Annotated in this window: 12 protein-coding genes and 1 pseudogene; 7 read left to right on the top strand and 6 right to left on the bottom strand. The window is 74.1% G+C overall.

Annotation, left to right across the window (positions count from 1 at the left end; genetic code table 11):
* Positions 1–1,418: aminopeptidase P family protein (locus tag ABCS02_RS30870; RefSeq protein ID WP_345839532.1), on the bottom strand; the 1,418-nt coding region annotated here is incomplete at its 3' end.
* 34 nt (positions 1,419–1,452) lie between these two features.
* On the opposite strand from ABCS02_RS30870, the gene ABCS02_RS30865 reads away from it, so the two are divergent.
* Together ABCS02_RS30865 and ABCS02_RS30860 are read left to right on the top strand one after the other, a co-directional pair.
* Entirely contained in the window at positions 1,453–2,319 is an 867-nt protein-coding gene (locus ABCS02_RS30865; protein ID WP_345839531.1) for a PHP domain-containing protein, read from the top strand.
* Between the two features lie 83 nt (positions 2,320–2,402).
* Positions 2,403–3,557 (top strand): hypothetical protein, encoded by a 1,155-nt coding sequence (locus ABCS02_RS30860; protein WP_345839530.1) that lies wholly within the window; start codon positions 2,403–2,405, stop codon positions 3,555–3,557.
* A gap of 67 nt (positions 3,558–3,624) precedes the next feature.
* On the opposite strand, the gene ABCS02_RS30855 is transcribed toward ABCS02_RS30860, so the two are convergent.
* Positions 3,625–5,121: a DEAD/DEAH box helicase gene (locus ABCS02_RS30855; RefSeq protein WP_345839529.1), complete on the bottom strand. Its 1,497-nt coding sequence runs from the start codon at positions 5,119–5,121 to the stop codon at positions 3,625–3,627.
* A 122-nt stretch (positions 5,122–5,243) separates the two neighbouring features.
* Here ABCS02_RS30855 and ABCS02_RS30850 point away from each other — a divergent pair, with 122 nt between their 5' ends.
* Positions 5,244–5,957, top strand: coding sequence for a ferritin-like fold-containing protein (locus tag ABCS02_RS30850; RefSeq protein WP_345839528.1), 714 nt, complete (start codon positions 5,244–5,246; stop codon positions 5,955–5,957).
* 9 nt (positions 5,958–5,966) lie between these two features.
* On the opposite strand, the gene ABCS02_RS30845 is transcribed toward ABCS02_RS30850, so the two are convergent.
* Entirely contained in the window at positions 5,967–6,269 is a 303-nt protein-coding gene (locus tag ABCS02_RS30845; RefSeq protein ID WP_345839527.1) for a hypothetical protein, read from the bottom strand.
* A 9-nt stretch (positions 6,270–6,278) separates the two neighbouring features.
* Positions 6,279–6,503 (bottom strand): DUF3107 domain-containing protein, encoded by a 225-nt coding sequence (locus tag ABCS02_RS30840; protein ID WP_345839526.1) that lies wholly within the window; start codon positions 6,501–6,503, stop codon positions 6,279–6,281.
* A gap of 107 nt (positions 6,504–6,610) precedes the next feature.
* On the opposite strand from ABCS02_RS30840, the gene ABCS02_RS30835 reads away from it, so the two are divergent.
* A complete protein-coding gene (locus ABCS02_RS30835; RefSeq protein WP_345839525.1) occupies positions 6,611–9,742 on the top strand; it encodes an ATP-dependent DNA helicase in 3,132 nt (1,043 codons plus the stop codon).
* Positions 9,739–13,047, top strand: coding sequence for an ATP-dependent DNA helicase (locus ABCS02_RS30830; RefSeq protein ID WP_345839524.1), 3,309 nt, complete (start codon positions 9,739–9,741; stop codon positions 13,045–13,047). The genes ABCS02_RS30835 and ABCS02_RS30830 overlap by 4 nt, the downstream gene beginning before the upstream one ends.
* A gap of 4 nt (positions 13,048–13,051) precedes the next feature.
* Here ABCS02_RS30830 and ABCS02_RS30825 read toward each other — a convergent pair whose 3' ends face one another.
* Complete coding sequence (locus tag ABCS02_RS30825) at positions 13,052–14,095, bottom strand: phosphotransferase (protein WP_345839523.1); 1,044 nt, start codon at positions 14,093–14,095, stop codon at positions 13,052–13,054.
* An 80-nt stretch (positions 14,096–14,175) separates the two neighbouring features.
* Between ABCS02_RS30825 and nudC the strand changes: the two genes are divergently transcribed.
* A complete protein-coding gene (gene nudC / locus ABCS02_RS30820) occupies positions 14,176–15,195 on the top strand; it encodes an NAD(+) diphosphatase (RefSeq protein ID WP_345839522.1) in 1,020 nt (339 codons plus the stop codon).
* A gap of 7 nt (positions 15,196–15,202) precedes the next feature.
* Entirely contained in the window at positions 15,203–16,936 is a 1,734-nt protein-coding gene (locus tag ABCS02_RS30815) for an ATP-dependent helicase (protein WP_345839521.1), read from the top strand.
* On the opposite strand, the pseudogene ABCS02_RS30810 reads toward ABCS02_RS30815, so the two are convergent.
* Positions 16,899–17,558, bottom strand: a pseudogene (locus tag ABCS02_RS30810) (TOMM precursor leader peptide-binding protein); the annotation flags it as partial. The gene ABCS02_RS30815 and the pseudogene ABCS02_RS30810 overlap by 38 nt on opposite strands.
* Between the last annotated feature and the right edge of the window lie 314 nt (positions 17,559–17,872).

The following is a 17,872-nucleotide window of genomic DNA, read 5'->3' as shown; positions in this document are numbered from 1 at the left end:
ACGGTGAGGTCGTCCGGCTGGAAATACAGGCCGGGCTCGATCGTGAAGGTCATGCCGGGCTCCAGCTCGCCGTCGAGGTAGAGCTCGCGGCGGGCCTGCGCGCAGTCGTGCACGTCGAGCCCCAGGTGGTGGCTGGTGCCGTGCACCATGTAGCGGCGGTGATGCTGGTTGTCGGCCTCCAGCGCCTCCTCGGCGGAGACCGGCAGCAGCCCCCACTCGGCGGTCCGGCGGGCGATGACGGCCATCGCGGCCGCGTGGATCTCACGGAAGCGGATGCCGGGGCGGACGATCGCGAACGCGGCGTCCGCGGCCTCCCGCACCGTCTCGTAGACGAGCCGCTGGGTCTCGGTGAAGGCGCCGTCGATCGGGAGGGTGCGCGTGATGTCGGCGGTGTAGAGGCTGTCGACCTCCACGCCCGCGTCGATCAGGATCAGGTCGCCGGGGGCGACCGGGCCGTCGTTGCGCGTCCAGTGCAGGATGCACGCGTGCGGGCCGCTGGCGGCGATGGTGTCGTAGCCGACCGCGTTGCCGTCCAGGCGGGCCCGCGCGTTGAAGACGCCCTCCACGATCCGCTCGCCGCGCGGGTGGGAGACGATGCGGGCCAGATCGGCGACCACGTCGTCGAAGCCGGCGGCGGTCGCGGCGATCGCGGTGCGCAGCTCGGCGACCTCGTAGGCGTCCTTGACGAGGCGCAGCTCAGAGAGGTCGCGGGCGAGGCGGTCGTCCTCGGCGTGGTCCTCGGGATCGAACACGGAGGCGCCGGCGTCGGCCTCGGCCGCGAGCACCAGTCGGGCGGCGTCCACGCGGTCGGTCAGCTCGGGGTCCGCCTCGCGCAGCACGAGGGTGGCGCCGTCGACCGCGTCGAGCACCGCCTCCACCACGGCGATGCCGCGGGTCGGGAGGGCGAGGTCGCCGGCGACCTGGGCGAGAGACGGGCGCGGGCCGATCCAGAACTCGCCGATCTCCGGGTTCGCGTAGAACTCGTCGGAGTCGCGACCGGCGCGCTCGCGGAAGTAGAGGGTGGCGACGTGGCCGCCGTCGTGCGGCTCCAGCACGAGCACGCTGCCGGGCTCGGCGTCGGAGCCCCAGCCGGTCAGGTGCGTGAACGCGGAGTGCGCGCGGAACGGGTAGTCGGTGTCGTTGGAGCGCTGCTTGAGCCGCCCGGCCGGGATGATGAGCCGCTGCCCGGGGAAGAGCTCGGAGACACGGGCGCGGCGGGCGGCGGCGTAGGCTGCCTGCGCGCGGGCGGCGGGGACGGTCTCCGGACGCTCGGCCCAGTTGCTGCCGATGTATTCGCGGAAGTTCTCCGATCCGGGGGTGGTGGAGCGGTTCGCGGTGGCGCGCGGCGCGTCGTCGCTCGTGGCGGGGCTCGTGGCGGGCGCGGGCGCGGTGGTGTTCTCGGACGACATGCCGACCATTCTTCCATCCATACGCACTCATAGGATGGTGGGCATGGCTGATGAGCGACGGTTCCGCGGTCCCGTCGACCTCCACACGCACTCCAGCGTGTCGGACGGCACGGAGACCCCCGCCGAGCTGGTGCGTGCCGCCGCGGCCGCCGGGCTCGGCACGATCGCCATCACCGACCACGACTCGACCGCAGGCTGGGCCTCGGCCGCCGCGGCGGGTGCGGAGGCCGGCGTCACCGTCATCCCCGGCATGGAGCTGTCCACGCGAGTGGAGTTCGCCAGCGTGCACATGCTCGGCTACCTGTTCGACCCGGCGAACGAGGCGCTCGTCGCCGAGACGCGCCGCATCCGCGACGGCCGGATGCGCCGAGCGGAGGACATGGTCCGCCGCATCGCCGAGGACTACGAGATCACCTGGGCCGACGTGCTCGCCCAGGCGACGGAGGGCGCGACCGTCGGGCGTCCCCATATCGCCGACGCGCTCGTCGCCCGCGGGCTGGCCGCCGACCGCAGCGCCGCCTTCGCCGGCATCCTGCACTGGCGCAGCGGCTACTTCCAGCCGCACTACGCGCCGGACCCGACCACCGGCATCCGGCTCATCCGGGGTGCGGGGGGAGTGCCCGTGCTGGCCCACCCTGCGACGAGCGCCCGCGGCGTCATCCCCGAGGACCGGCTGCGCCGCCTCGTCCGCGCCGGGCTGTTCGGGCTGGAGCTCGACCACCGCGAGAACCGGGCGGAGGGGGTGGCCGTGCTGCGCGGCTACGCGGCCAAGTACGGCCTCCAGATCACCGGCTCCAGCGACTACCACGGGGCCGGAAAGCCCAACCGGCTAGGCGAGAACACCACCGATCCGGCCGTCGTGGAGCTGATGATCGAAGAAGCGACAGGCGCGGCGCCTTTCTACGGATGAGCGCGAGCACCCGTTAGCCTGGTCCGCGGGGATCGGGAAGCGAGGTACGTGTGTCTCGACGGCTCTGGACGTCTTCTGTCGCGGTGGCGGCGCTCATCGGAGCGCTCACGGTGGCGGGCGGCGCGGCTCCCGCGAGCGCGGACACCTACCCCTCCTGGGACGACGTGCAGGCGGCCAAGGCCAACGCCGCAGCGGCCCAGGGCGAGGTCGACCGCATCAACGGCCTCCTCGCGTCGCTGCAGACCGCGGCCAACGCGGCGGGCGACCTGGCGGTGAAGCGCCTCGGCGAGTACGGCAAGGCGGAGGCCGCGCTCAAGGAGGCCACGGCCAAGGCGCAGGACATCGCCCAGCAGTCCCAGGCGGCCGCGGCGCGGTCGGACGAGCTGCGGGCGGAGAGCGGCAAGTTCGCGGCCCAGCTCACCCGGTCGGGGACTTCGGACGTGTCGATCCGGCTGTTCCTCGGCGGCTCGGGCGCGCCGGGCGGGACCGCCGCGGCGACCACCGGCACGCAGCCGTCGCTGCTGTACCAGCTCGGCGCGGTCTCCAAGCTCGCCGACCAGGCCTCCGGGCTGTTCGCCCAGGCCGCCGCGCAGAAGAACGTCGCCGCCGCCCTCAGCGCGCAGGCCACCGCCGCGCAGAAGGTCCGCGACCAGCTCGACAAGGATGCGCAGAAGGCGCTGCAGGTCGCCACGGCGGCCAAGGCCGCCGCCGACGCGCAACTCGCCGAGCAGAAGACGCACGCGACCACGCTGTACGCACAGCTCGCGGCCCTGCAGAACACTGCCGCGACCGTCGAGCAGCAGTACGCCGCGGGCGTCGCCGCCGCGCAGGCAGCAGCCGCCGCGGCCGCAGCAGCCGCCGCACAATCCGCGGCCAACAGCGGTGGCAGCGCCGACGGCTTCGCGCCGCCGCCCGGGATGAACGTCGACCCCGCCGCAGCGCAGTCGTACGCGTCGAGCCGGCTCTCCGCGTTCGGTTGGGGCCAGGACCAGATGGGCTGCCTGATCTCGCTGTGGAACCACGAGTCCGGCTGGCGCGCCGACGCGTACAACACCTCCAGCGGCGCCTACGGCATCCCGCAGTCGCTGCCGGCCAGCAAGATGGCCTCGGCCGGACCCGACTGGATGACGAACCAGAACACCCAGGTCAACTGGGGCCTCGACTACATCAACCGCGCGTACGGCTCGCCCTGCGCCGCGTGGAACTTCGAGATGAGCCACACTCCGAACTGGTACTGATCACCTGACTGACAGAACACGCCGCCTGCCGTGATCGGCAGGCGGCGTGTTCTGTCAGGTGGATGCGTCAGCTCGCGGGCGTGGCGGGGGAGCCGCCGCGCGAGCGGCGGCGACGCCGGCGCGGGGCGCTGTTGCCGTCGCGGTGCTGCGAGCCGCCGCCGTCATGCGTGCCGGCCGCAGGGGACTTCTCCTCGCCGCCCGAGGCGGGCGCGGCGTCGGCCGAGCCTGCGCCCTGGCCGGCCGAGCCCTGGCCGCCCTGGCCGGAGCCGCCCGAACGGGTGCGGCGGCGGCGGTTGCGCGAGCGGCCGTCGCCCTGCGCGCCGGGGCCGGTGGAGTCGTGGCGTGCGCCGTCCTGGGTCTCCGGGGCCTTGACGGCCGGGGTCGACTTCAGGCGGCCCTTCGCGCCCTCGGGGATGTCGAGGTCGCTGTAGAGGTGCGGCGACGACGAGTAGGTCTCGGTCGGATCCGGCTGGCCGAACTCCAGCGCGCGGTTGATGAGGGCCCACTTGTGCAGGTCCTCCCAGTCCACGAAGGTCACGGCGATACCGGTCTTGCCCGCGCGGCCGGTGCGGCCGGCGCGGTGCAGGTAGGTCTTCTCGTCGTCCGGGATGGTGTGGTTGATGACGTGGGTGACGTCGTCCACGTCGATGCCGCGCGCGGCGACGTCGGTGGCGATCAGCACGTCCTTCTTGCCGGCCTTGAAGGCCGCCATCGCGCGCTCGCGCTGCTCCTGGTTGAGGTCGCCGTGCACCGCCGCGGCGTTGAAGCCGCGGTCGCCGAGCTCCTCGACCAGCTTGGCCGCCGCGCGCTTGGTGCGGGTGAAGATCACGGTCTTGCCGCGGCCCTCGGCCTGGAGGATGCGGGCGACGACCTCATCCTTGTCGAGCGAGTGCGCCCGGTAGATGAGGTGCTTGATGTTCGCCTGGATCTGGCCCTCGTCGGGGTCGTTGGCGCGGATGTGGATCGGGCGGGTCATGAAGCGGCGGGCCAGCGCGACGATCGGGCCGGGCATGGTCGCCGAGAACAGCATGGTGTGGCGCGTGGCCGGCGTCTGCGCGAAGAGCTTCTCGATGTCGGAGAGGAAGCCGAGGTCGAGCATCTTGTCGGCCTCGTCCAGCACCATCTCCTTGACGTGCGAGAGGTTGAGGAGGCGCTGGCCCGCGAGGTCGAGCAGGCGGCCCGGCGTGCCGACGACGATCTGCGCGCCGGCCTTGAGCTGGGCGATCTGGCCCTCGTAGGCCTTGCCGCCGTAGATCGCGGTGACCGCGGTCGCGCGGTTGGAGGCGGCCTGCTCCAGGTCCTCGAAGACCTGCACCGCGAGCTCGCGGGTCGGGACGACGACGAGCGCCTGGACGCCGGGCTCCGGGTCGAGCCCGAGTCGCTGGATGATCGGGAGGCCGAAGCCGAAGGTCTTGCCGGTTCCCGTCTTGGCCTGGCCGATGATGTCCTGGCCGGCGAGCGCGAGCGGGATGGTCTGGGACTGGATGGGGAACGGCTCGACGATGCCCTTGGAGGCGAGGGCGTCCACCATGTCCTGGTCGATGTTGAGTTCAGAGAAAGTCACGTAAGGGTGCCTGTCGGTTCGAAAAGTGAGTCCACGCCCTGTTCTCGTCGCAGGCGCAGGGCCGTCGATCCTGCGCCGACGGCACCACAAGCCTACTGGACCTCCCCGTTACACTGCTGTACGTGTCAACGTGGTTCACCAGACGCCGGCCCCCGGTCGAGCTGCCCCGCCTCCGCCAGAGGACGCCCCCGGCGACGGTCCGCGTCGACCTGCACGAGGTGATGCCCGACCTCCTGCCCTACCTGGGCCAGGCGGCGTACCTGCAGCTGGAGCAGTTCCAGACGCTCTCGCGGGTCGCCGCCGACACCGACGCGCTCGCGGCCAAGGAGGTCGTCTCGGGCGCCGCGGGGCTGGCGCTGTCCAAGCACCAGGGCATCGTCGCGGAGATCCGCCGGCGCGGCGACGAGCCCGCGGAGGTCATGCGGCCGTTCGCCGAGGAGATCGAGGGCTTCCGCGCCCTGCTGGTGGGCTCCGACTGGCGCGAGACACTGCTGGCCGCGCTGATGACGGGCGGCCTGCTGGACGACTTCTTCATCCGGCTCGCCGGCGGCCTGCCGGGCGACGTCGGCCCGCGGATCGCACAGCTCCTCGGCTCGGACTCCGGCCAGGAGGGCCTGCTGGAGGTGCTGCGCGCCGAGATCGCCGGGGACCCGCAGCTCGGGTCGCGGCTGGCGATGTGGGGCCGCAGGCTGGTCGGAGACACGCTGCTGGTGGCGCGCTCGGCCCTGCACCTGTCGGGGAACCGCGCGGCCGACGAGGAGCGCATCGAGCCGATCTTCACCGAGCTGATCGCCGCGCACACGCGCCGGATGGACGCCCTGGGCCTGACGGCCTGAGCGTCCGCCTCAGCGGGCGACGGCGCCGCGGGCGAGGGTGTGCAGCAGCTTCTCGTCGTGGGCGGTGCGCAGGCGGCCGATCACGAGGTCGGCCACGACCACGACGACGCCGGTGCCCACGAGCGTGATCCACCAGATCCAGCCGCCGTTCCACTTCAGGCCCGCCCAGGTGAGGGCGACCCAGAGGACGCACGCGACGCTCACGCCCAGCGCGGGCATGAGCACGGAGCCGTGCGTGTGACGGTTGGGCAGGAGGTACCGCGCGCCGAGGCCGAGGATGGCGCCGGCGAGCGCGACGAAGAGCAGTTCCACGCTGGGAATCTAGCCGACGAAACCGATGCGGCGCGACTCCTCGGTGCCGACCTCGACGTAGCCGATGCCCGCGGTCGGGACGATGTAGACGCGGCCCTTGTCGTCCGCGAGCTTCAGGATGCCCGTGCCGCTGGTGAGGCCGGCCTGGATCTGCTCGGTGAGCTCCTCGGCCGACAGGGCCGACTCGAAGCTGAGCTCGCGGGGGGCGTTGACGATTCCGATGCGGATCTCCACGGGATGTGCCTTTCGAATCAGACCGGCGGTTGAAAGTTCAGACTACGGCACGCGGCTCGCGGGCTCCGGTCGCGTTCTCTGTCGGCGGACGCCGTTACCGTGAGTGCATGTCCACCCGAGGTTTCCGTCCGCGCGTCGACGACGCGGCCGGCGGCCTCGCCATCGCCCTCGACGACGCCCAGCGCGCGGTGCTCGCGCTGCCCGACGGGGCGTCGGCCGCGGTGCTCGGTGCGCCGGGAACCGGCAAGACCACCGCGCTGGTGGAGGCCATCGCCGAGCGCGTGCACGAGCGCGGCTACGCGGCGTCGGAGGTCCTCGCGCTCAGCGCCTCCCGCGCCGCCGCGACCGCCCTGCGCGACCGGATCTCGCTGCGCCTCGGCGTGCCGACGCCCGGCCCGCTGGCCCGCACGGCGACCTCCCTCGCCTTCCAGCTCTCCGGCGAGCAGGCCAAGCGCAACGGCTGGGAGCCGCCGCGGCTGCTGACGGGCGGAGAGCAGGACCAGATCATCGCCGAGCTGCTGGCCGGTCACCTGGAGGACGGCTCCGGGCCGGTCTGGCCGCCCTCGCTCGGGCCGGAGGTGCGCATCCTGCGCGGCTTCCGCACCGAGCTGCGCGAGCTCATCGGCCGCTGCGCCGAGCGCGGTGTGTCGCCGTCGCGGCTGGCCGAGCTGGGCGCGATCACGGGGCGCGACGAGTGGCGCGCGGCCGGCCGGTTCATCGCGGAGTACCAGAACGTCCTCGACAGCTTCCGCGGCGGCTACGTCGACGCCGCCGAGCTGATCGCCTCCGCCGTCCCCGTGGTCGCGGAGGGGAGCAGCCTCGACGGCCTCAAGGCGCTGTTCGTCGACGACCTCCAGGAGGCCACCGTGGCCACGATCGCGCTGCTGCGCGCCGTCGCGGCCCGCGGCATCGCGGTCATCGCGTTCGGCGACCCCGACGTCGCGTCCACGACCTTCCGCGGCGCGGAGGTCGCCGCGCTCGGCCAGCTCGGCGCGCGGCTGGGCGTGCCCGTGACGCGCGTCGTGCTCGGCACCGCGCACCGCCAGACCCCCGCACTGCGCGAGCTGACCTCGCGCGTCACCGAGCGGATCGGCGCGGCGGCCGCCGGCGTGCACCGCGTGGCCGTCGCGGGGCGCGAGCAGCCGGAGGACGCCGGCCCTGCCGTCGTGGCGGTGAAGGCGTCATCCGCTCCGGCCGAGGCCGCGCGGCTCGCGCGGCTGCTGCGCGAGCGGCGGCTGATCGACGGCGTGCCGTGGAACCGTATGGCCGTCGTGGTGCGGTCGGGCGCGCACATCCCGGGCCTCGCCCGTTCGCTCGCCGTCGCCGAGGTCCCGACCACCACCAGCATCGCCGGGCGGCCGCTGCGCGACGACTACGCCGCGCGGCAGCTCATCACGATCGCGGGCGTCGCGCTCGGCGCGATCGTGCTGACCCCGGTCGTGGCGACCGAGCTGCTGCTCGGGCCGTTCGGCGGCCTGGACGCGATCAGCCTGCGGAGGCTCCGGCTGGCGCTGCGCCAGGAGGAGCTGGCGGGCGACGGCAACCGGCCCGGCGACGACCTCCTGGTGGAGGCGCTGGCCGCGCCCGCGAACCTCGCCACGATCGACTCCTCGCCCGCCCGCCGGGCCGCGCGCCTGGCCGAGACCCTGCGCGGCGGTCGCGAGAAGGCGGCGGCCGGCAGCACGATCGAGGAGCTGCTCTGGCACGCCTGGGAGCGCAGCGGCCTGGCCACGCGGTGGCTGGAGCAGTCCGAGCGCTCCGGGATCGTCGCCGACGAGGCCGACCGCCACCTCGACGGCGTCTTGGCCCTGTTCACCGCGGCCCGGCGCTTCGTGGAGCGCTCGCCCGAGCGTCCGGCCTCCGATTTCGTGATCGAGCTGCTCGGCGCGGAGGTGCCGGAGGACACCCTCGCGGCCCGCACGACCGGCGACGCGGTGCTGGTGTGCACGCCGAGCGCCACGGTCGGCCGGGAGTTCGACGTCGTCGCCGTGGCCGGCCTCCAGGAGAGCGTGTGGCCCAACCTGCGGCTGCGCGGCTCCCTGCTGCACCCGCAGGAGCTGGACGACGCGCTCGCCGGCCGCCGTGCCGATACCGCGGACGACGGCAGCGACACCGCGGACCAGCGGGCGGAGGTCCTGAGCGACGAGCTGCGGATGTTCGCCCTCGCGGTCTCCCGCGCCCAGCGCCAGGTGCTGCTCACCGCCACCGCGAACGACGACGAGCAGCCCTCGCCGTTCCTGCGGCTCGCCGCCGGGCTCGCGGTCGAGGACGACGATGACGGCATCCACCCGCTGTCGCTGCGCGGCATGGTCGGCCGGCTGCGCCGCCGGCTGGTGACCACGGGTTCGCCCGACGCCGCCGACGCGCTGGCCCGGCTCGCCGAGGCCGGGGTGGAGGGCGCCGATTCCGCCGACTGGTACGGCCTCGCCGAGCCGTCGACGACCGAGCCGCTGATCGACCTGGACGACCCGGAGGCGCGGGTGAAGGTGTCGCCGTCGCGGCTGGGCACGTTCGAGAAGTCCCCGCTGGCCTGGTTCGTGGACGAGATGGCCGCCTCCCCGAGCGGACTCGCCGCGGGCATCGGCACCGTGGTGCACGCCGTCATGGAGGAGGCCGCCGCGACCGAGGAGACGAGCGTCGACCTGCTCTGGTCCGGCATCGAGCGGCGCTGGGCTCAGCTCCAGTTCGAGTCGCCCTGGATCGAGGAGCGCGAGCGCCGCCGCACGCGCGGGCTCGTCGCCGGCGTCTCGGAGTACCTGCGCGACTTCGGGCGCGCCGGCGGCCGCCTGCTCGGCTCGGAGGGCGAATTCCAGCTGGAGCTCGGCCGGGCGCGCATCAGCGGCAAGATCGACCGGGTCGAGGAGACCCCGGACGGCACGGTCGTGATCGTCGACCTGAAGACCGGGCGCACTGTGCCCACGGCCGCGGAGACCGCGTCGCACGCCCAGCTGGGCGTGTACCAGCTCGCGCTGGAGCACGGCGCCGTGGAGGCCGCGGAACTGCCGCCGGGCGGCGCGAAGCTGCTGTTCGTGGCCAAGGGCGTGCGCGGAAAGGCGTACCGCGAGGTCGTGCAGGAGCGCGTCGACGCGGAGGCGCTCGTCCGGCTGGAGGAGCGCGTCGCGCAGGCGGCCGAGGGCATGGCGGGCGCGACGTTCGCCGGGGTGGTCGATCTGGGCGACCGCGACCCGCACGCGGCATACGGGTACCGCATCCATCTCGTCCCGGCGGTCAGCGCATGAACGACGACGGACTCCTGGAGCTCGCCGAGGACCAGCCCGGGCTCGACCTGGTCGAGCTGGCCTTCGCGGCCGAGGCGGAGGCTCCCGAGCCGCAGCGCCCCGCCCGCCGCCTGAGCGCGGGCGAGATCGCCGACGCGCTCGGCCTCCCGCGGCCCACCGCGCAGCAGCAGGCCGTCATCGAGGCGCCGCTCGCCCCCGCGATCGTGGTCGCCGGCGCGGGCAGCGGCAAGACCGAGACGATGGCGAACCGGGTGGTCTGGCTGCTCGCCAACGGGCTGGTGCGGGTGCCGGAGGTGCTGGGCCTGACCTTCACCCGCAAGGCGGCCGGCGAGCTCGCCGAGCGCATCCGGCGCCGCATCGAGCAGCTCGCGGCCTCCGGCCTCACCGACGTCGTGTTCGATCCGTTCGACGCGCCCGAGGTCGCGACCTACAACGCGTTCGCCAACGCGATCTTCCGCGAGAACGCGCTGCTGATCGGCCGGGAGCCCGAGTCGGCCATCCTCAGCGAGGCCTCCGCCTGGCAGCTCGCCCGCCGCGTCGTCGTGGGCAGCGACGACGAGCGGCTCGTGGAGCTCGACAAGAGCGTGGACGCGGTCACCACCGCCGTCCTCGACCTCAGCCGCGCGCTCAGCGAGAACGTGGCCGACGCCCGCGACGTGCACCGCATGGTGGAGGGCTTCGGCCGGCTGCTCGAAATGCCGACCGGCAGCGGGCGGGTCAAGGACGCCTACGCGTCGGTCCGCACCGCGGTGGCGTCGGTCGGCTCGCTGCCTCCGCTGCTCGACCTCGCCGAGCGGTTCGCCGACGAGAAGCGTCGGCGCGGCTTCGTGGAGTACTCCGACCAGGTCGCGCTCGCCCTGGCGGTCTGCGAGCGGCTCCCGGAGGTCGTCGCGGACTACCGCCGCCGCTACCGCGTCGTGCTGCTAGACGAGTACCAGGACACCTCGGTCGTGCAGACTCGGCTGCTGTCCGCGCTGTTCTTCGACCAGGCCGTGATGGCGGTGGGCGACCCGCACCAGTCCATCTACGGCTGGCGCGGCGCGAGCGCCGCCAACCTGGGCCGGTTCGCCCTCGACTTCACCGGGCGGAAGGACGGCGCCGCCTCCTTCGCGCTCAGCACCAGCTGGCGCAACCCGACGACCGTGCTGGACGCCGCGAACGCGCTCGTCGCGCCGCTCTCGGCCGACTCGCCCGTGCACGTCGAGCAGCTGCAGCCGCGGCCGGGCGCGATCGCCGGCGAGCTCGACCACGCCTTCGGGCAGACCGTCGAGGACGAGGCGGCGACGATCGCCGAGTGGCTGCGCGTGCGGCTGGCCCAGCGGGATGCGCAGGGGATGCCTCCCTCGGCCGCCCTGCTCTGCCGCTCCATCAAGAAGATCGACGCGTTCACCGGCGCCCTCGCGGCGCGGGGAGTGCCCTTCCACGTCCTCGGGCTCGGCGGCCTCCTGGAGCAGCCGGTGGTCGCCGACCTGGTGAGCGCGCTGCGGGTCATGCACGACCCGACGGCGGGCTCCGAGCTGATCCGGCTGCTGACCGGGGCGCGCTGGCGCGTGGGTCCGCGCGACATCGCCGCGCTGCGCCGGGTGGCGAGCTGGCTGGCCGCGCGCGACCACCGCTTCCAGACCCTCGACCCCGACGTGCGCGACCGGCTGCGCGGCTCGGTCGTGGCGGAGGAGTCGGCCTCCCTGGTCGACGCGCTCGACTTCGTGGTGGAGGCGCCGGAGGGCCACGGCCAGCTCGGCGATTTCAGCGCGACCGGCCTGGAGCGGCTGCGGGCGGCGGGCGGGCAGCTCGACCGGCTGCGCTCGCGTGCCGGCCTCGACCTCCTCGACCTCGTCACCCTCGTGCAGCAGGAGCTGCGGCTCGACATCGAGGTCGCCGCCAACGAGACCGCCCAGCTCGGCCAGGCCTCCTTCGACGCCTTCGCCGAGCAGGTGGCGTCGTACCTCGCCAGCGACGACCGGGCCACGCTCGGGTCGTTCCTGGCCTGGCTGGCGGAGGCGGAGCAGCGCGACAACCTGGCGCCGCGCAGCGAGGACGCGGAGCCGGGCACGGTGCAGATCCTGACCATCCACGGCGCGAAGGGCCTGGAGTGGGACGTCGTCGCGGTGCCGCGCCTGGTCGAGGGCGAGCTCCCCGGGCCGCCGCAGAGCAAGCGCGGCTGGCTGGCGTTCGGCCAGCTCCCGAACGAGTTCCGCGGCGACTCGGCCGAGTTGCCGGTGCTGCCCTGGCGCAACGCCGAGGACCAGAAGCAGGTGGACGAGGCGATCTCCGCGTTCGAGGCGGCCAATGTGGCCCGCCATCTGGAGGAGCAGCGCCGGCTGATCTACGTCGCCGTCACGCGCGCGCGGCACAGCCTGCTGCTGACCGGGTCGTACTGGTCGACGCAGTCCCGGCCGCGGTCGCCCGGCGCGTACCTCCTGGAGCTGCAGCAGGCCGGGCTGCTTCCGGAGGACGCCTTCCCGCCGTGCGACGAGCCCGACGAGAACCCGCTGTCGCCGGAGTCGCGCACGGTGCTCTGGCCGCTCGACCCGCTCGGCGTGCGCCGCACCAGGGTGGAGGCCGCCGCGGCGGCGGTGGAGGCGGCGCGCGAGCGCGGCCCGGGCGACGGCGGCGTGTACGCGCTCGACGTCGACCTGCTGCTCGCCGAGCGCGCCCGGCGCGAGGCGGAGGACGGCCTGGTCGAGCTGCCCGCCCGCATCCCGGCCTCCCGGTTCAAGGACTTCGTGAGCGACCCCGCCGGCGTCGCCGCCCAGCTCCGCCGCCCGATGCCGGAGCGGCCCTACCGGCAGACCCGGCTGGGCACGCTCTTCCACCGCTGGGTGGAGGAGCGCTACGGCGTCGCGGGCGGCGCGACCGACGCGCTCGACGCCGCGGTCGCCGAGCTGGACGATCCCGCGGGTGAGCTGCTCGGCGCGGAGGCGCTGGCCGAGCTGCAGGCGACGTTCGCCGCGAGCGAGTGGGCCGACCGGGCGCCCGCCGAGGTCGAACTGGAGATCCACGTCACGCTCGCCGGCCAGGTGGTCGTCTGCAAGCTGGACGCCGTCTACGCGGTGGACGACGGGCGGCACGACGTCCAGATCGTCGACTGGAAGACCGGCAAGGCCCCCCGCGACGCCGCCGACCTGGAGCGCAAGCAGCTCCAGCTCGCCCTCTACCGCCTCGCCTACGCGAAGCACGCGGGCATCGACCCGGCCCGCATCGACGCCGTGTTCTACTTCGTTGCCGACGACCGCGTCGTCCGCCCGGAGCGGCTGTACTCCGAGGCCGAGCTGGTGGAGCTGTGGGAGGCGTCGACGCGCTGAGGCGTCAGACCTCTTCGTCCACCGGGCGCATGCCGCCCGGCCGGACCGATGCGCGGTCGCCCGGCGTGCGGTCGAGCAGGGCCTCGACGTCGTCGATCGCCATGATCGGCCCGGTGGCCGTCGAGAGCGGGGTGACCGCGTTGCTGTGCACCCGGTCGACCAGGCCGTCGAGCATCTGCACGGCGTCGTCCACGATGTCCTGGTCGCGCAGCTCGCGGCCGTGCAGGAGCCAGCGGGCGACCTCCAGCTCGGCGTACAGCATCGCGCGCTGGGTGAACTGCCGGTCGGTGGCGACCTGGCGGGTGGAGGCGTAGGCGAGGAGCGCGCCGTCGGTGGCGTCCGGGTTCATGGCGAGCAGCCAATGCAGGTCGCGGGCCGGGTCGCCGACGCGCAGCGCCGACCAGCCGAGCACGCCGGTGACGGACTCGCCGTCGACCAGGAACGAGTCGGCGGTCAGCGCGCCGTTGATCACCGTGGGCTGGAACTGCCACACCGAGTGGTCGGCGACGGCGTCGCGCCAGCGGTCGCGGAGCGCCGCGGGCAGCTTGCCGGTCGCGGCGGCGGACTCGATCAGCGCCGCGGTCGAGGACAGGCATTCGGCGGCGGAGAGGACCGGGAGGCCGGCCTCCCCGACGAAGCTGGTCGGGAGCGTGTGGATGGCCGCGATGGCGTGGCCGATCGACCCGGCGAGGCCGTCGCCCGGCGGCACGTCCTCCACGGCGACGTGCTCGCCCGGCAGGAAGTCGTAGACGATGGCGCGCGTGCCGCCGACCGGCGCCTGGCCCAGGTAGGTCGGCACGTCGAACGGGAGGCGGCTGCGGATGCCGGTGGTGAGCGCGCGCAGCGCCACCAGGTCGGAGCTCTGCTCGGTCTCCGCCGCCTGGGTGAGCGGGACGCGCACGATGCGCGCGCTCGCGTCGGCCGCCGTGAGCACGGCGGCGTCGAACTCGCCCGCGCCGTGTGCGGTGTGCGCGCGGGTTCCGGTGACATCCAGGTCGGGCACGGCCGAGCTGGCCAGCGCGGCTAGAGTGAGTGGGGATCTGGCCATGCACCTAGGCTAAATGGACATCCGCGCGTGGGCAGTTCCGCCACGCCTTGCATCTTTCTCCACGCCTCGAAGGGATCCCGATGTCGTCCGCATCGACGTCCGCGCTGCCGCTCGCCGCGCTCCCGCTCTCGCGCCACGCGATCGACCGCGATCACGCCGCCCGGTCGCGGCCGGCGCTGTTCGACGAGCTGTGGGAGGAGCCGACGACGCGGGTCCTCGCCCTCTGGAAGGGCAGGGCCCTGCTGACTCCGGAGAGCGTGCCCGCCGCGACGCCCGCGTCCGACGGCTGGAGCGCGCCGGACGCCGGGCCCGCAGAGCTCGAACTCCTGACGGTGGACCGGGTGACGGCGGCGCTGATCCGCGTCTACCTCGGCCGCACGGTCGTGGACGCCCCGGGGCAGCCTGCGGGGTCCGCCGTCGTGCTGGAGGTGCTCACCGACGCCGCCGCGACCGAGCTGGAGCCGGACGAGGCGCGCTGGGGCAACCTCCGCACCGTCGCCACCGCCCTCAGCGACCGCGACGCCGGGCTCTTCACCGAGGCCCTGGCGATCGCGAACTGGCACGCCTCGCACACGCACTGCCCGCGCTGCGGCACGCCGACCGTGGTCGAGCAGGCCGGCTGGGTGCGGCGCTGCTTCGAGGACGGCTCCGAGGTCTTCCCGCGCACCGACCCCGCGGTCATCGTCACCGTTCTCGACGCCGACGACCGGCTGCTGCTCGGCTCGAACGCGATGTGGGAGCACTCCCGCTACTCGCTGCTGGCCGGCTTCGTGGAGCCGGGGGAGTCGTTCGAGTCCGCCGTCGAGCGCGAGATCTTCGAAGAGGCGGGCGTGCGGGTGACCGACGCCCGGTACAAGGGCTCGCAGCCGTGGCCGTTCCCGGCCTCCGTCATGGTCGGGATGACGGCGCGGCTCGCCGACGGCCAGCCGCCTGCCGCGCTCGCGCCGGACGGCGAGGAGATCCTCGACCTGCGCTGGTTCAGCCGCGACGAGCTGTGGGAGGCGCGCGAGCAGATCATCCTGCCCGGCCGGTCCTCCATCGCCCGCGCGCTGATCGAGGACTGGTACGGCGGGCCGCTCGACGAGCCTCCCGCGCTGTGAGCGCGGCGTGAGCACGGTGACGGCCCCCGGTCCCGACGGCCTGCTGGGCGGCCTGGACGCGCAGCAGCGCGTGGCTGCAGAGGCCCTCTTCGGGCCGGTCTGCGTGCTGGCGGGCGCCGGTACGGGCAAGACCCGCGCGATCACCCACCGGATCGCGTACGGCGTCGCCTCCGGCGCGTTCACGCCGAACCGGGTCATGGCGCTGACCTTCACCAACCGTGCGGCCGCCGAGCTCCGCGGCCGGTTGCGGCAGCTCGGCGCCGGGGGCGTGTCGGCCAGGACGTTCCACTCCGCCGCGCTGGCGCAGCTCAACTACTTCTGGCCGCAGGTGGTCGGCGGCCAGCTCCCCAGCGTCCTCGACGGCAAGGGCCGCGTGCTCGGCCACGCCGCCGAGAAGCTCGCGCTGCGGGTCGACACCGCGACCCTCCGCGACGTCGCCGCCGAGATCGAGTGGCGCAAGGTCTCCAGCATGGGCCTGGAGGAATACGCCGCGGCGCTGGCCTCCCGCCCGCTGCCCGGCAACCTGAAGGCCGAGCAGCTCGTGGACTTCCACCGCGCCTACGAGGAGCTCAAGGACGAGCGCAAGCAGATCGACTTCGAGGACGTCCTGCTGGTCTGCGCCGGGATGATCGAGACCGAGCCGTCGGTGGCCATGCAGGTGCGCGAGCAGTACCGCTACTTCGTGGTGGACGAGTACCAGGACGTCTCCCCGCTGCAGCACCAGCTCCTGCGGCTCTGGCTCGGCACCCGCCGCGACCTCTGCGTCGTCGGCGACGCGAGCCAGACCATCTACTCGTTCGCCGGGGCGCGCAGCGAGTACCTGCTGGACTTCGAGCGGGAGAACCCGGGCGCCACCGTCGTGCGGCTGGAGCAGAACTACCGGTCGGCGCCGGCGGTCATCGACACCGCCAACCGGCTGATGCGCGGCCGCTCCGGCGCGCTGACGCTGCACGCCGTCCACGAGGCGAAGCCGGGGGACGAGGTCCCGCCGCCCGCGGTGTTCGAGGACGACCGCGCCGAGGCGCGCGCCGTCGCCCAGAGCATCGCGGCGCAGCTGGAGGCGGGCGCCAAGCCGGAGAACATCGCGATCCTGTACCGCGTGAACGTGCAGGCGGCCGCGCTGGAGCAGGCGCTCGGCGACCTCGGGATCAGCTACCAGCTCCGCGGCTCCAAGCGCTTCTTCGACCTCCCGGAGGTGCGCCAGGCGGTCATGACGCTGCGCGCGGCGAGCGTCGCGGCGACCGACGAGCCGCTGTTCAAGTCGGTCAGCGACGTGCTGCGCACGCTCGGCTGGTCGGTGCGGCCTCCGGAGGGCCGTGGTGCGGTGCGCGAGCGCTGGGAGTCGCTCAACGCGATCATGGGGCTGGTGGACGAGATGCCGGAGGGCGCGACCTTCCGGCGCTTCACCGACGAGCTGATGGCCCGCCAGGCCGGCCAGCACGAGCCGACGATGTCCGCCGTGACGCTGGCGACGCTGCACGCGGCGAAGGGCCTGGAGTGGGACTCCGTGTACATCGTCGGCCTCTCGGAGGGACTGGTCCCGATCAGTTACGCCGCCGGCTTCGAGCAAATCGACGAGGAGCGCCGCCTGCTCTACGTGGGCGTCACCCGCGCGCGGCGCCGGTTGCGGCTGAGCTGGGCGCAGCGCGGAAGCCAGCCGGGGCGGCCGGTGTCACGGCAGCCGTCGCGGTTCCTGGCCGAACTGGCCCCGGTGCGGACGGCGGCGCAGCCAGCGGACTGAGGCAGCCGCACTCGGGATGCGGCTCCCAGCGCAGCTCCGACCAGCGCGCGGTCTCCGCGTCGTAGCGCGCCGCGGCGTCCGAGCGTCCGGGGGCGTCGCGCAGCAGGGCGAGCACCGCGCCGGCCGCGGCCGACGCCGCCGCTCCGCAGACCAGCTCCGTCTCGGCGGGCAGCGGCCGGGTGTGGAGCTGCGCCGCGAGCGCCGGCCAGGCCGGGTCGGCGTCCCGGCGGTGGAGGTCGACGCAGCGCAGGCAGGCGCCGTCGCCCGGCTGCACGAACGGTCCGACGGTCACCCCGCCGTCGCCGAACACCACCGCCAGATGCGGGATGTCGCGGCGCAGCCAGCGCTGGTGCCTGTGCGGCGCGATCGCGAACGCGCCGACGACGACCGCCGCCGCCGCGAGGTCGACCGCCGGGTCGTCGGCGGCGAGACCGCTGCGCGCGTCGACCCCGGCCTCCGCGAGCAGGGCGAGTATGCGGGCCGCCGTCGGACCGGCGCCGTCGAGCACGACGATCGGCGCGGCGCCGACCCCGGCCTCCGGCGGCGACTCCAGCACCGGCCCCAGCCGTTCAAGCAGCGCGTCGACCGCGGCCGGCCCCGCTCCGGCGCCGCGGGCGATCATCCGCAGCGCGCTGCGCGTCGCGCCGGACGAGAGCGCGGAGATCATCCGCTCCTCCGCGACGCCGACCGGTTCGAGGATCAGCAGCGGCCGTTCGACGCCGAACTGGAGAGCGCGCGGCGAGCGCCACACGCGGGGGATGCGGGGATCGAGTTGGTGGACCATCCCGCCATCCTGACCGGTCGGAACCGCCCGGAACGGGTTATCCACAACTCCCGCGCGCTACGCGCTTTATCCACAGGCATCGTCGGTCGGCACGGCGCAGCGGGGTCGCAACACGCCGTGATCGCGTGTGTATAGCGGCGTGTTGCGACCCC

Source organism: Microbacterium sp. X-17 (genome assembly GCF_039615055.1).
This window is presented reverse-complemented; position numbering and strand designations above follow the sequence as displayed.

Coding starts and splice junctions, on each gene's coding strand:
- ABCS02_RS30865 (WP_345839531.1), top strand. CDS start 1,453: ATGGCTGATGAGCGACGGTTCCGCGGTCCCGTCGACCTCCACACGCAC.
- ABCS02_RS30835 (WP_345839525.1), top strand. CDS start 6,611: ATGTCCACCCGAGGTTTCCGTCCGCGCGTCGACGACGCGGCCGGCGGC.
- ABCS02_RS30830 (WP_345839524.1), top strand. CDS start 9,739: ATGAACGACGACGGACTCCTGGAGCTCGCCGAGGACCAGCCCGGGCTC.
- ABCS02_RS30825 (WP_345839523.1), bottom strand. CDS start 14,095: ATGGCCAGATCCCCACTCACTCTAGCCGCGCTGGCCAGCTCGGCCGTG.
- nudC (WP_345839522.1), top strand. CDS start 14,176: ATGTCGTCCGCATCGACGTCCGCGCTGCCGCTCGCCGCGCTCCCGCTC.